We start from the raw sequence: 13,851 nt of genomic DNA, 5'->3' as shown, positions 1-13,851 counted from the left end.
CACTCACTGGCATTGTCTGACCAAGATAAGGATGAAGCTTGCTTCAGACAACGTGAAATTACACCCAGTCAAAATCCTCTTTGCTACTCCCTTCTCCTCAGCCATGACTGCACCCATCTCTATCGTCATTACTACCTATAACCGAGAACGTTTCCTCAGCGCTGCGATTGAAAGCGTTCTTGCACAGACAAAGCAAGATTTTGAGTTGCTGATTTGGGACGATGGTTCGACAGATCGTTCCGTAGAGATTGCCCAGCACTATGCCAATCAAGATAGACGGGTGCGAGTGATAGTGGCTCAACATCTAGGGCGAGGGCGTGCGTTGAAGTTAGCGATCGCACAAACTCGTGGCACCTACATTGGCTTAGTAGACAGCGACGACTTACTGGCACCGACAGCATTAGAAGAGACAGCCCAAGTACTCGAACGAGAAGCAAACGTGGGCATGGTTTACACGAGTTACCTAGATATTGACGAACAAAATGCGATCGTCAGCTATGGATATCGCTGCCTTGTACCTTACTCCAAAGACAGGCTGTTGCATCAATTCATGACGTTCCACTTCCGGTTGATGCGACGGAGTGTCTATGAACAGGTTGGTGGCTTCAACGAATTATTTGACTGCGCCCAAGACTACGATCTGTGTCTGCGGCTTTCAGAGATTACCGAGATACAACACGTTAATAAACCCCTCTACTACTACCGTACCCATCCTCAGAGCATCTCCCATCAGCAGCAAACCCAGCAAGCCCGTGATGCACAGCTAGCGATAGCGCAAGCTTACCAACGGCGGCGTAATAGTAAGGCTTCCAAGGTAGCAGGGGGAGTAATATCTTTTGGAGCTTGGTATAAAAAACGAGTGAGTTCTCAAGGGCAGAAGATTGGAGCAACTGTTTCCTCTCTTGCTTCATCCCTTTTGCCATTTACCTTGTGCTTTTTGCCTTCAGTTGTTGCAGCTCAACCAATTGTCTCAGACGGCGCCACAAATACACTCGTTACACCGAATGGTAATCTCTACAACATTAGTGGTGGTGAGCTTTCTGGGAATGGAGAGAATCTATTCCATAGCTTTAGCCAATTCGGTTTAAACCCAGAGCAAACGGCTAACTTCCTCTCGAATCCATCAATCTTGAATATCTTAGGGCGCGTCACGGGTAGTAACGCCTCAATTATTAATGGTTTGATTCAAGTCAGTGGCGGTAATTCCAACCTTTTCTTGATGAATCCCGCAGGAATTGTATTTGGCTCAAACGCCCAGCTCAATGTTCCAGCTTCTTTCACGGCTACAACCGCTACGGGTATTGGCTTAGATGGCGGTTGGTTTAAGGCACTTGGAACCAATAACTACAGCAGCTTAGTTGGTACTCCCAATGCGTTTCGATTTGCCACTTCTCAAGCTGGGGTGATTGTCAACTCTGGCAACTTAGCTCTTCCCTCTGGGGAGAATCTAGCGCTGATTGGGGGAACAGTTGTTAGTACTGGTAGCTTGCAAGCACCAGCCGGGAACATTACTGTCACCTCTGTACCGGGAAGCAGTTGGTTACGTCTGAGCCAAAACGGGCAAATTCTCAGTTTGGAGGTGAAGCCGCCGACGAATGGAGAGGGTAATCTTTTATCTATTACACCGTTGATGTTGCCCCAATTGCTTACAGGTGATGCAGCTAATCTAGCGATGGGTGTAACCGTTAATGATTCAGGACAGGCGCAACTTACAAGTTCGGGGGTTGGGATAGAAGTAGGTGATGTTGTTACCAATCAATTGAATAGTGGAACAGCAACACTCTCGGCTCAAAATAATCTTTCTTTAATTGAGAGCAACTTAGTAACCAGTGGAGATATGAATCTGCTGGCACAGGATACGGTATTTGTGCGAGATAGTATCGCTAATCCTTTTCTTACCCAAGCAGGAGGAAATCTCTATATTCAGGGAAATCAAGGCATCAATATCCTCGCGCTGAATCATCTTACCCAAAAAGCCTTTCTTAGCGGTGGTGACCTCAGTCTAGTTAGTAATGGAATTATTTCTGGAGATGCACATTATGCCAGCGGTGGTCGTTTCTCTGTTCTCAATTTGAGTGGTGGTGGTGGTAATTTTGTCAGTTATTTTGACCCTATTATTAGCTCGACTGAGGATGTTGTTTTCGGTAACTATACAGGTGTTTCCCTAAAGGTAGAAACGTTAGGGAGTATTACTGTTACTGGAGATATTGTTATTACTGGTGAGGATTTTAATCTTGCTAATTTTTGTGGTGGGCAGATTGGTTCTATTAAACCCGTGCAGCATATTGCCCAGCAAAAGAGTACCGCTAAAGCTAGTTCACGACTCAAAAGTAATACTCAACGTGATTCTGATTACTTACTTAGCCAATCCACTTGCTCAGATGATGCGATCGCTTTAGGAACACAGCCAACTCTCATTTTACGAGCTGGCTTAGATGTCCTACAAGAAACTAATTTTAACTATCCAGGTACAACCTTTGCTGAGGTTCCTCCTGATTCTCCCGGATTTGGATTTCCCCCAACGGTTTTTAGCGCAACTGACGAAACGTCTGTGCCAGGAAATGTCATAGTTGACGGCGATATCAATGTTGGTGTTACTACCGGATATGGTACTCCAATCCGAACAGGTGGTTCGGTAACTATTAGTGCTACAACAGGTGATATTCAAACTGGCGATATCAATACTTTTGGCAATAGTTTTTCCGTCTTCAATGGTACGGGGGGTAATGTTTCCTTACAAGCAGGCGGTAATATCTCCACAGGTGTAATTAATACTTCTGGTAACAGTGACTTTAGCCAAACGGCTCAAGGAGGTGAAGTACGCTTAGAAGCAGGAGGTAACATTCTCTTTGACAGTATCAACGCTCAAGGAATCAACACCTTTACTGGTGGTGGAGTTATCGGTGGTGGAGTCGCCAGAGGAGGGGATGTCATCCTGACAAGTAACGGAGTTATTCAAGGAACAGGAGCCACAGCAGGTAACACGATCAATACTCGAGGACGAACTCAAGGCGGTTCAGTTACGATTCAACATGATGGTGGAATAGACAATGTACCGTTTACTATCGGTGATGCAACGAACAACGGGACGGCTGGCGCAATTACAACAGGGACGGTAACGGCACCAGTTGGAGAGGAATTTCCCACTCCTGGTTTAGATACGCGGGGGGCTACTCCGGGAGTTGATGGAGTTCAGATAACTTTTGTCAATACTGAACCGACGCTAACCGTCAATCAACAGCTACCTGATGTTCAACAAAATCAGTTCGTTAGCTTCACCTTTGCCGATTTAGACGCTTTGGTGGCTGATATCGATGGAGATAACACATCTATTGTTCTCGATGCGATCGCAACTGGAACACTCACAAGAAATGGTATACCCCTAGCTCCAGGAGATATTATTTTGCCAGGTGATACTTTGATCTATACGCCGCCACCGGATGCTACGGGTCAACTCTCACCGTTTAGTATTGTTGCAAGCGATCGCGTTTCCTTATCAGCGCCACAACAGGTAAGCATCAATGTAAGTGCGTTGCCACCAGATACGCCGCCAGATACTCCACCAGATACTCCACCAGATACCCCAGCCGATACTCCACCAGATACTCCACCCGATACCCCACAAGATAATCCACAAGATAATCCACTTCCAGAAGAGACTCCCTTACAAAAACTACCCCTAATTAGCGACCTACCCCGCCTTGAAATTGACTCGGTTGTGGCTCAACTAGAGGAATCATTCACGCGCCAGTTCGAGCAATATTTCGGACAGTCTCCTCAGACACCAATCACTAGCCTGGATGAGGCGCGTGAAATTCTGAACGAAATTGAGAAAGCCACTGGTATCAAACCCGCAATACTCTATGTCACATTTGTGCCTCAGACAATTGCCTCTTTATCAGAGCAGTCAACACAAAGCCCAGAAAATCCTCTACGGCAAGATAACGACCAACTCGAATTGGTGATGGTAACAGCTAAAGGAACACCTGTTCGCAAGCGGGTTGCAGGGGCGACTCGCGCACAAGTCCTCAAGGTTGCTCAAGACTTTCGAGGTCAAGTCACTAACTTCAGACGCCCGACTGGCTACCTCGCTTCAGCCAAACAACTTTACCAATGGCTAGTTGCCCCCTTAGAGTCGGACTTACAAACGCGAGAAATTCAAAACCTCGTCTTCCTCCTGGATACTGGCTTGCGCTCCCTACCTGTTGCTGCCTTCCATGATGAAAAAGGCTTTCTAATTGAGCGTTACAGTGTTGGTTTGATGCCAAGTCTTAGCCTCACTGATACCCGCTACAAGGACATCAAAGAGTCGCAAGTACTGGCAATGGGAGCCGAAAAATTTACAGACCAACCTTCTTTACCTGCTGTACCCATAGAAGTGTCAACCATTGCAGAGCGACTGTGGCAGGGTAAGTCCTTCTTGAATGATGCTTTTACTCTAGAAAACTTGATGCGATCGCGGCAGCAACACCCATTTGGTATTATCCACCTAGCAACCCACGGCGACTTTCAGCCAGGTGCGCCAAGTAACTCCTATATCCAGCTATGGGACACCAAGCTGCGCCTCAATCAACTGCGGCAACTGGGCTGGAATAACCCAGCAGTAGAGCTATTGGTTCTCAGTGCCTGTCGTTCAGCTTTGGGGAATGAGGAAGCAGAATTAGGCTTTGCGGGGTTATCGGTACTAGCAGGAGTCAAATCATCACTAGCCAGTCTCTGGTACGTCAGCGATCAAGGGACATTGGGACTAATGACAGGGTTTTACGAGCAGTTGAAGAGCGCCCCAATTAAAGCCGAAGCACTCCGACGAGCGCAAGTAGCAATGCTCAAAAAAGAGGTGCGCTTGGAGGGGGGTAAACTCCGCACTCCTGGCGCAGATGTTCCCTTACCGCCAGAATTGGCAGCCTTGGATGATCAAACACTTGAGCATCCATATTATTGGTCGGCTTTCACGATGATTGGTAATCCTTGGTAATAAGGAAAAAGGGAAAGGATTAAAGGGTTTGAAAATTGCCCTTTCACCTTTCCCAACCTTAGAATGTCATCAACAAAACGATGTTGCGATCGCTTATTAGGAAAGCCCAATTGTTTGTTGGTTATTTGCTATTTGTATTCTTTAACGAACAACAAATAGCAAACAACAATCTTCTATTCTTCAGCAGCCGTTTCTTGAGGAGTTTCAGTCACTGAATCCTCAGTTTCGGTAGCTGAATCCTCAGTTTCATCAACTGTTTCTGACGGTGTCTCTTCAAGTACTGGCGGCTTCGGTTTGGTCGGCTTTGGCCCCCGCATCAAGGCTGGATTCACGCTAGTTGGACGCGACTCCTGTTGGTTACCTTTACCTTTTCCCTTTCTTCTATCTTGCTTCTGGAAAGATCGTCCAGTTGTTGAGTCAGAACGATCTTCAGTAGGGCGTCCTTGCCCTTTGACCTCTTCGCCACTATCGCTCTTAGGAGCAATAGTTTGACGCTCGGATCGCTTTATGGGTTTTTCTACCATAACTTGAATACTCCGGTTCCTTGTATCAGATAGTCCACTCAATCATGTTTTATGCTAGCGCTTAAGCTACAACTCCCTGCTATCTTCAGGAAAAGACTTAAGTTGAATGGCAGTGACTTAAGGAAGGTAGGGCAGAAATTACTCCCTCATCTCCCTTAACGAGAGTGCCATTCGACCTGAATTAAGGCGTTTGCACCAACTGAGCTTGCCTAGAAGCAATGCTTGCGCCAGCGCGTTTACTAAGTTCTTGTGATACAAAATCAGGCACTTTGGCTTCTGCTCCCTTCGCCAGACAGCAATCTAACACCGCTAGTAAGAAACCTTGAATTGCTACGGGTGCCCCTGGTATGGCGGCTGTCTGAGCGAGAAATTTTCGCCACTGTCCCTGGTTTTTGCCGTAATGCTCTAACAACTGCAAAGCTGCAAGATACTCAGCTAAAGGGTCGAGGGCAAAGCGGATTTGGTCTTGAGCCGGGCCAATAGTTTGGATGAGGCGCAGGCGATGTTCTAGATACTGGAGGCGGGCTTCTGCATTATCACCAATTAAAACAGCGATCGCATCCTGCCGCTTTGTCGTTACTGGTCGAAAGGAAAGCTTCAAGCATTCCCAAGCGATCGCTTTTGCATCCTCCTGAACTGTGCGATCATCAAACTTATCCCCGGTTACATCCCGATTCAATTCGTTTAAGTAGCTAAGCATTAAGTCAGGAATGTTATCCGGCAAGGGCGCAATTAAGGGTGTGCCTGCTGTTGTACCATCCTTAACAGCAATCAGTTGTTCAGCATAGAGCTTGGCAAGCAAGACGGTAATATTTCGCGCTCCCACCATTACACTCAATCGACTACAGGCATCGAAGAACTCAGTATCGGTAAAGCGATCGCGTTTTCCTCGCTGCGTCAAATAGGCTTCCATAAACGACGACAGCCGATTCCCCTCAATCCGGAGAGGTTTAAGCGTTGTCTTCGTGACTTTGCCCAGTGTTTCTTCTGTCCGGGAGGTAATCACCAGCGCATTAACCCAGAAGTCTGGTAACTCAGGACGAATTGCCTTGCGCGTCGCCTCAGTCATTTCTGACAAGTGATCGACAATTACGAGAATACGGCGTTGTCTGAGAAGACGTTCCAGCAGTTCCTCGGAAATTGGCTCAGCCTCGTTTGTCAAATCTTGCAACTGTCCTCGAATCGCTGCCATGAACGGTTGTTGTCCTGCTGCATCAAAGTCCAACTCTTCCTCAATTAGCACAGGCAACATCTGGTAGTCACAGAGGCGTTCTGTCTCATCTTCTGACAAAGCCCACTTAGCAATCTGACACGCTAAACTTGTCTTTCCCGCGCCTCCTTCACCCCAAATGAGTAGGCAACGCTTTTTTAACTTTGAGCGCAAGTCTTTAGCTGTGAATTGGGCAACAGTTTCGCCATCTAAAACCACTGGGACTGGAATATAGATGTTGCGATCGCGTACTGTGTCCTTATCTTGAAATTTCTCTCGAACTGACGTGATGTGCGCCGTCACCCAGGCATCCAAGACTCTCGGATGATAATGAAAAAAACCAACAAATAGTGCAAATCGAATCGGTACACTGATGCCGATGAAAGGCAACGGAACGTCTGTATAAGGTTTTAGAGCATTGTTTATCCGCAACAGCCACAAAGGACGAATCCAGAGTAGCGCTAACCAGAGTAAAGGAACAAAGATAACGTAACTGGTAAACCCTAAAAGCCATTGATGTTTGAGAATCCATTCCAGGGTTCTATCAAACAAGCGGGTTTCTTTTTCGGCTTTTAGTGCCAAAAGTGGTCGCCGCACAACGGCAATGTATTCTTCTGCAAAGTTAGCCTCAGGGTCTTCTACAATTTTGAGGGCTTTCTCTAAATCTGAAATGTCTTTTTCCAACTCCGAGCTAGAGAGTGTCTTCGCCTTATCCTGAAAGACACCAGCAATCCCTCCCAATCCATTCGCGGCATTCCGCCGCACTTCCTCCTTCTCGTCTTGCAAGGCAGCAATTAGAGCAGGAATCGCGGGTTTTGCCTCTAAACCAATTCGCCCCAAAGCAGCCGCCGCATTCAAGCGAACATAGTTGTTCTTGTCCTGCAACGCAGTAATTAGGGCAGGAACGGCTGTTTTTGCTCTCGTCCCGAATCGCCCCAAAGCATCAGCAGCACCTTGGCGAACGTATTTATCTGTATCTTGCAACGCCACAATTAGGGCAGGGACTGCCGTTTTTGATTCAGCACCAATTCGCCCCAACGCAGTCGCCGCATTCAAGCGAACTTCCGCATTTGTGTCCTGTAAGGCAGTAATTAAGTTGGGAACTGCTGATGAAGCTTCTGCCCCAATTTTTCCCAATGCATAAGCGGCAACCAAGCGAAGGTTTCGATCCGTATCCTGCAATGCGGCAATTAAGTCAGGGACTGCTAAGGCAGCTTCTAAACCAATTTTTCCTAACGCATAGGCAGAAATCCGGCGAATATATTCATCCTCATCTTGCAATGCCGTCGTCAAGGCAGGCACAGCCGATGAAGCTTCTGCACCGATTTCACCCAAGGCAGAGGCAGCACGCCAACGAACTTGTTTCTTCTCACTCTTCAACGCTTCGATGAGAGCAGGAACCGCTGGTGAGCCAATTTTTGCGATCGCATCAGCCGCATCATGGCGAACCCGAAAATCGTTATCGGTTAGCTTTTCGATGAGTGGAGCAACCTGTGTGTAGGGAGTTGGTTGCGCCCAGCTATTGCTGCTTACCAGCAGGGACAATGAAAGGCATAGGACAGCAACCTTGAGTACCGCCGCTGCGAGAAATTTCGCTCTGGTGGGATTGACCATCACTACCTCTTGAGTATTGTGCCTATTTTAAACTTCACCAAAGTTAATGCCGATTTCGTACCTATGACGCCATAGGTATAGCAGAAAGTACATTGTTGTTGTCCAATGCGTTAGAAGAGTAACAGCGCTATTAGATAACATGGTTTTCTAAAGGAGCGATCGAATACTGGCTGATTGACCGAATACAACAAACTATTACTGTTTTGGAACCCAAGAGCGGAATTTATCGAGAACTGGGTGTTTTCAGTGGGTCAGACCCAATTCAGTCTTCTGTAATCTCTATAAAGCCGTTAACGGCAGAAGAGGTTCTTAACGCAGGGCAGTAAAGGTTTGAAGGTATGTGATGAGTATAAAAACTAAAGCAACTATCGAAGATTTGTACCGTGTGCCTGAAGATGGGAAGGCGGAACTTGTGAATGGAGAACTGGTATTGATGGCGGCGACGGGTTTCCTGCCTGGGCGGGCGGGTGGCGAAATTTATGCCAGTCTACGCGATTATGAACGCCGCACCAGGAGTGGATATGCGCTGCCTGATAATGTTGGTTTCCTGGTTAATCTCCCCAATCGTCGTTCTTTTAGCCCTGATGCGGCTTTCTACACGGGGGAACCTACAGGCGGAAAATTCCTCAATGGTGCGCCTGTTTTTGCAGTTGAGGTGAGAAGTGAAAATGATTATGGTAATGCTGCTGAAGTGGAGATGGCAGCTAAGCGTCAGGATTACTTTACTGCCGGGACGCGGGTTGTTTGGGATGTAGATGTGCTGAAAGAGGAAGTCGTGAGGGTGTATCGTGTAAGTAGTCGTGAACAGCCGCAAGTCTATCATCGTGGTGAGATGGCTGAAGCTGAACCTGCTGTGCCGGGATGGTTGATGCCAGTGGACGATCTATTTTTTTATTAGGCGATTAGCGATCGCATCAACACTTTCAATCCGCCTCTTGCCTAGCCTGGAAGAATGTAGCCATACTGGTGATGCTAGGAAGAGCGATTGCATTTTGCTAAAAGCCTTCTACTAAGATTTTGAGAAACTAGATACCAACAACATGGGTGCAAATCGAATTAGAGTTGCGAAAGATAAGGCTGATTTGGTGAAAGCCTTAGTAGACTCAAACAATACGACTGGGCCTTTCCAAACGTATGCTGATGCGATGGTGTTTGCAGCAGCGTTAGGGGCAAAGCGGAAAAAGCGATCGCCTTTGGGAACAATCACGAAAGAACCTTCTCCCATTGCACTAGAGGTTTTTGTTTCAAGGGGATATGACTTAGTGCTGAAGTTATTGGCGATTAGAGAAACTAAAGACCCCAAAATAATCTCCCTTTTTGATGAAACCTCTGAGGAAAAACGTATCCATATCTTTGAAGAATATGCCAATGGTGGGCTGGATATTTTGCGAGATGAATTGCGGGGTGCTGTAGATTATACAGAGCGAATTTTGTTGATTTTGAGCAGTGAAAGATTTAAAGAAGAATCTCCTGAAGGTGGTTTTGATTTAAGTAGATTTTTATAAATAATAGTGTGGTATTAGCTAAATTGGCTCAAAAGCCAGCGAGTAATTGCGCCATGCTCTTCAGAACGACTGCGCTCCAGAGTCTCTTTAACTAAAGCTATTGTTAACCCTGGCAATACCTGTGAAGTATCGATTTGTCTACTACCACCATCAGCGATCGCAAAAGCAGTTACTTCTGCCTGATTGACATCCACTACCCAGTATTCTTGTACATTCATCTGCTCGTATAACAGTCGCTTTTCTCCTAAATCATCACTTAGAGAAGAAGCCGCCATTTCCACTACCAAACTGGGAGGTGCATACTTGTTCAAATCGACGGGAGAATTGCTGTGGGGTGAATGTTGTCTAGGGAGGTGATGTAAAAAGATATATCTGGCTGAGCTTCTTGTAAACCTGTTTTTCTAAGGGAGCAATTAGTCAGTCCCCGCACTGGGATTCTTTTAACGGCGCAAAAGAGGTTCACAAGGTTGGAAATGATGGTGTTGTCTTCAGCGTGATTCCAGCCAAGGGGTGTCATTTCAATCATGGAGGATAGGTGTTAAGCGAAGCTAAAACGAATTGTGCGCTTAACTTAGTGGTATTTTAAATTTTCTCAGTGTTTGGAGAGCCTTTGCTCGTGAGCAGGGTAGCATTCAAGCTACCTTGGGTAAAGGACTGTTATGTAATGGCGATGGGGTACGGAGACTTTGAGGACACCAAGCTTATTTGAAGAGGATCGTTTGACGCTCTCTAAGAGCATCGATCTTTCTGCTGAGTCTCTATCGCACTACGGGGCGTTGTATAAGCACTGGGCAGTTGCATTCAGCGGTGGGAAAGATTCTTCGGCAACTGTAACGCTGGTGCTTCATTTGATTGAGACAGGGCGCATTCCTCAGCCGGAAAGCCTAACCGTTCTTTATGCTGATACCCGGCAGGAGTTGCCACCCCTTCATGCTGCGGCACTAGGTATCATCGAAGAACTCCGCAACCGAGGGATTGATACCCATATAGTCCTGCCCGAACTAGATCATCGCTACTTTGTCTATATGCTAGGACGGGGTGTACCACCTCCTAGTAATACCTTCCGTTGGTGTACCCCCAAACTGAAGGTGATGAGCATGGAGCGTGAACTGGAAAAGGTTCGCCAGAAGTATGGTGAGAAGCTGCTTATGCTCACGGGTGTGCGAATTGGTGAGAGTGCAGCTCGTGACCAACGGATTGCGATTAGCTGTACAAAAGATGGGGGTGAATGTGGACAAGGTTGGTTTCAGCAATCTTCATCTCAGGCGGTAGCAGATACTCTCGCTCCAATCCTTCACTGGCGGATTTGTCATGTCTGGGACTGGCTCATGTTTGATGCTCCAGCTCTAGGTTTCCCAACAGAGGAGATTGCGGCTGTGTATGGGATGACGAATGAAGGAACTGAGTCGGAGGAGCCACTGAGCTTGAGAACTGGCTGCATTGGGTGTCCTTTGGTACAAGAAGATCGAGCATTGGAGGCTGTAATTAGTGAGCCGCAGTGGGCATACCTAGCTCCACTGCGTAAGTTGCGCCCTCTGTACCGGGAAATTAAAAAGCCGCAATACCGTCACCGGAAACATGGAGAAGTTAAGAAAGATGGCTCTCTCGCTGCTAAGCAAAATCGGTTGGGACCAATCACGCTGGAGTCTCGGCGCTGGATGCTAGAGCAGGTACTAGCAATTCAGGAGGAAGTGAATCAGGCAGCTAGAAGAGAGAATCGTCCTACTATTAGCTTGATTAATGATGAAGAACTGGCCCGGATTGAAGAGTTGATTGCTGCTAAAACTTACCCGGAAAAGTGGGACGGGACTGAACCGAGAGGGGATGAGTGGTTGCCTGAAATTTTGCCTGATGGGAGTATTCAGCTATTGTTATTTGATAAATTTTGAGTGTGCTAGTGTCTGGAGGTTTCCTTTGGGCAATAAAGCGCAGTGTTTGCACTTGGTTAGTTAGTGAAGGAATTCATGGAGAAACAAACAGTTGCTCAAGCGGTGATTGAGGTATTGCAAGCAGCTAAGCAGCCAATGACTATCTCTGATATTACGCAGGCTATCCTCGATAAGAACTTGTATACCTTCAATGCGAAGGAGCCAACAGCAATTGTTCGTGGAGCAATTGAACGACGATGTGAGGGAGTGAATCGCAAAAATTCAATTGAACCTAAATATTTCAAGAAACTCTCAGATGCAAAGTATGGGCTGAAGGATAAGTGAGGGAATTTGGTGTAAAATCTGGAAAATGATTGACCACGATCGCTTATTTAAGGAATTACTCTCGATATTTTTTAGTGAATTTATCGAGCTATTTCTGCCCGATGTTGCTGGCTATATTGAAAGAGACTCGATTTCTTTCTTAAATCAGGAAATTTTCACAAATATTACGTCTGGAGAGCGTCGAGAAGTCGATTTGTTGGCACAAGTGCGGTTTCGCGGTCAAGAGACTTGCTTTTTAATTCATCTCGAAAATCAATCTTATTCCCAAGCTGGCTTTGAACGGCGGATGTTTCATTACTTTGCTCGTTTAGACGAGAAGTATAGCTTGCCGATTTATCCAGTAGTTATTTTTTCTTTTGATACTCCACAACGACTGGAACCCAACCGCTATCAAGTTGAGTTTCCTGACCGGAAGGTGTTGGATTTCAGTTATGTAGCGATTCAGCTCAATTGTTTGAATTGGCGGGATTTTCTCTCTTCGCAAAATCCTGTAGCGGCGGCGTTGATGGCGAAGATGAAAATTCAGCCAGAAGATAGACCCAAGGTGAAGGCAGAATGTTTGCGTTTGCTAGCTACGTTACAGTTAAATTCAGCAAAAATGCAGTTAATTTCGGGGTTTGTTGATACTTACTTGCGATTGAATGAAGCAGAGGAAGTCGCCTTTGAAGCTGAACTGAATAGAATGGGGTTATCTGAGGAGGAAGAGGCGCGAGTTATGGAGATTGTTACCAGTTGGATGGAGAAGGGAATTGAACGGGGTTTGCAACAGGGGCTACAGGAGGGATTTGAGCAAGGATTTCAGCAGGCATTAGCAAGAGAAGCGGCTTTGGTTTTGTACCAGCTCAATGACCGTTTTCGAGGAATTTCGCAATCTGTAGAGGAGGAAATCCGCAGGTTGTCAATTGTGGAAATTGAGTTATTAGGTGAGGCGTTATTTAAGTTAGCCAGTGAAACGGATTTGAGGAGTTGGCTAGAGCAAAGGGGATTGCGGCAGGGAGTTGAAAGAATTGTGTTGAGCCAAATCAATCACCGTTTTGGAACTGTTTCTCTTGATGTAGAAAAGCAGGTTCGCCGTTTACCAATTGAACGGGTGGAAGAGTTGGCACAGAGGTTGTTTGATTTTGAAGAAGAAGAGGCGATGATCAATTGGTTGAATGAGATTTAGTGGTCAATCAGTTTGAGGGATGTATTTGTGCTACACATCGACCCCCCTAACCCCCTTAAAAAGCTATGCATTAATCGCATCTTTCTTAACAAAAGATGGAAGGCTTAGCTGACAAGGGATGCATCGTGCAGGTCTGAGGGGAAGAGCCGATGAAACCGCAGATGGAGGCTAACCCAATCACACGAGGACTGAAGATGCACTCAGTAGTGTGCGTCAGTACACAGCAGGTGCCACTAGGGGTACTACACCAAGAAGTTTGGGTGAGAGACCTAGCCCAGTTGGGCAAGAAACACACTCGCCACAAGCGCCCCATCCAAGACAAGGAGAGTCAACGCTGGTTAACGGCACTACTGGTAACTGAGCAAGTGATTTTAGCTCAGGAAGAAAATCCACCGACAGGAGTTGAGCCAATCCATTGGTTGCTGTTGACCACCTTAGCGATCGCAGATGCTGCCGATGTTGTGCAATATCTGCGTTGGTATAGTTATCGCTGGCTGATTGAGCGCTACCACTATGTGCTTAAGAGTGGTTGTCGGGTGGAACAATTACAACTCGAAAGTGCCGCTCGTTTACAGCGAGCCTTAGCTACCTAGGGCTTGCTGAATAAGTCAGAGGAAAACAACCGATGGATTAATTAGTTATTTA

10 protein-coding genes are annotated in these 13,851 nt (G+C 46.5%); 7 read left to right on the top strand and 3 right to left on the bottom strand.

What is annotated here, in order from left to right; genetic code table 11:
• Nucleotides 1-31 precede the first annotated feature (31 nt).
• Nucleotides 32-4,975 (top strand): CHAT domain-containing protein, encoded by a 4,944-nt coding sequence (locus tag AC5JL3_RS12395; RefSeq protein WP_496074778.1) that lies wholly within the window; start codon nt 32-34, stop codon nt 4,973-4,975.
• A gap of 173 nt (nt 4,976-5,148) precedes the next feature.
• Here AC5JL3_RS12395 and AC5JL3_RS12390 read toward each other — a convergent pair whose 3' ends face one another.
• A complete protein-coding gene (locus tag AC5JL3_RS12390) occupies nt 5,149-5,499 on the bottom strand; it encodes a hypothetical protein (RefSeq protein WP_192221996.1) in 351 nt (116 codons plus the stop codon).
• 181 nt (nt 5,500-5,680) lie between these two features.
• The gene (locus tag AC5JL3_RS12385) at nt 5,681-8,323 is read right to left on the bottom strand and encodes a HEAT repeat domain-containing protein (protein ID WP_496074777.1); all 2,643 of its coding nucleotides are present in this window, start codon (nt 8,321-8,323) and stop codon (nt 5,681-5,683) included.
• 343 nt (nt 8,324-8,666) lie between these two features.
• Between AC5JL3_RS12385 and AC5JL3_RS12380 the strand changes: the two genes are divergently transcribed.
• The gene (locus AC5JL3_RS12380; RefSeq protein WP_496074776.1) at nt 8,667-9,221 is read left to right on the top strand and encodes a Uma2 family endonuclease; all 555 of its coding nucleotides are present in this window, start codon (nt 8,667-8,669) and stop codon (nt 9,219-9,221) included.
• 142 nt (nt 9,222-9,363) lie between these two features.
• A complete protein-coding gene (locus AC5JL3_RS12375) occupies nt 9,364-9,828 on the top strand; it encodes a DNA phosphorothioation-associated protein 4 (protein ID WP_496074775.1) in 465 nt (154 codons plus the stop codon).
• Nucleotides 9,829-9,842: 14 nt separating this feature from the next.
• Here the strand turns inward: AC5JL3_RS12375 and AC5JL3_RS12370 are convergent, their stop codons facing one another.
• Nucleotides 9,843-10,139: a Uma2 family endonuclease gene (locus AC5JL3_RS12370; protein ID WP_496074774.1), complete on the bottom strand. Its 297-nt coding sequence runs from the start codon at nt 10,137-10,139 to the stop codon at nt 9,843-9,845.
• Between the two features lie 408 nt (nt 10,140-10,547).
• Here AC5JL3_RS12370 and AC5JL3_RS12365 point away from each other — a divergent pair, with 408 nt between their 5' ends.
• The 4 genes from AC5JL3_RS12365 to AC5JL3_RS12350 all read left to right on the top strand — a co-directional run bounded on the left by AC5JL3_RS12365 (nt 10,548) and on the right by AC5JL3_RS12350 (nt 13,799).
• Nucleotides 10,548-11,717, top strand: a complete 1,170-nt coding sequence (locus tag AC5JL3_RS12365; RefSeq protein WP_496074773.1) for a phosphoadenosine phosphosulfate reductase domain-containing protein — start codon at nt 10,548-10,550, stop codon at nt 11,715-11,717.
• Nucleotides 11,718-11,792: 75 nt separating this feature from the next.
• On the top strand, nt 11,793-12,041 hold the full coding sequence (locus AC5JL3_RS12360) for a winged helix-turn-helix domain-containing protein (RefSeq protein WP_496074772.1): 249 nt from the start codon (nt 11,793-11,795) through the stop codon (nt 12,039-12,041).
• Between the two features lie 25 nt (nt 12,042-12,066).
• Nucleotides 12,067-13,206 (top strand): DUF4351 domain-containing protein, encoded by a 1,140-nt coding sequence (locus AC5JL3_RS12355; RefSeq protein WP_496074771.1) that lies wholly within the window; start codon nt 12,067-12,069, stop codon nt 13,204-13,206.
• A 149-nt stretch (nt 13,207-13,355) separates the two neighbouring features.
• Nucleotides 13,356-13,799: a transposase gene (locus tag AC5JL3_RS12350; RefSeq protein WP_496074770.1), complete on the top strand. Its 444-nt coding sequence runs from the start codon at nt 13,356-13,358 to the stop codon at nt 13,797-13,799.
• Nucleotides 13,800-13,851 lie beyond the last annotated feature (52 nt).

It is taken from the genome of Symplocastrum torsivum (assembly GCF_059505465.1).
The sequence above is the reverse complement of the archived record's forward strand: the minus strand, read 5'-3'. Positions and strand labels throughout refer to the sequence as shown.

Bases quoted from the DNA above. Each gene is read 5' to 3' on its own strand.
- AC5JL3_RS12395 (WP_496074778.1), top strand. From the start codon at position 32: ATGAAGCTTGCTTCAGACAACGTGAAATTACACCCAGTCAAAATCCTC.
- AC5JL3_RS12390 (WP_192221996.1), bottom strand. From the start codon at position 5,499: ATGGTAGAAAAACCCATAAAGCGATCCGAGCGTCAAACTATTGCTCCT.
- AC5JL3_RS12385 (WP_496074777.1), bottom strand. From the start codon at position 8,323: ATGGTCAATCCCACCAGAGCGAAATTTCTCGCAGCGGCGGTACTCAAG.
- AC5JL3_RS12380 (WP_496074776.1), top strand. From the start codon at position 8,667: ATGAGTATAAAAACTAAAGCAACTATCGAAGATTTGTACCGTGTGCCT.
- AC5JL3_RS12375 (WP_496074775.1), top strand. From the start codon at position 9,364: ATGGGTGCAAATCGAATTAGAGTTGCGAAAGATAAGGCTGATTTGGTG.
- AC5JL3_RS12360 (WP_496074772.1), top strand. From the start codon at position 11,793: ATGGAGAAACAAACAGTTGCTCAAGCGGTGATTGAGGTATTGCAAGCA.
- AC5JL3_RS12355 (WP_496074771.1), top strand. From the start codon at position 12,067: ATGATTGACCACGATCGCTTATTTAAGGAATTACTCTCGATATTTTTT.
- AC5JL3_RS12350 (WP_496074770.1), top strand. From the start codon at position 13,356: ATGAAACCGCAGATGGAGGCTAACCCAATCACACGAGGACTGAAGATG.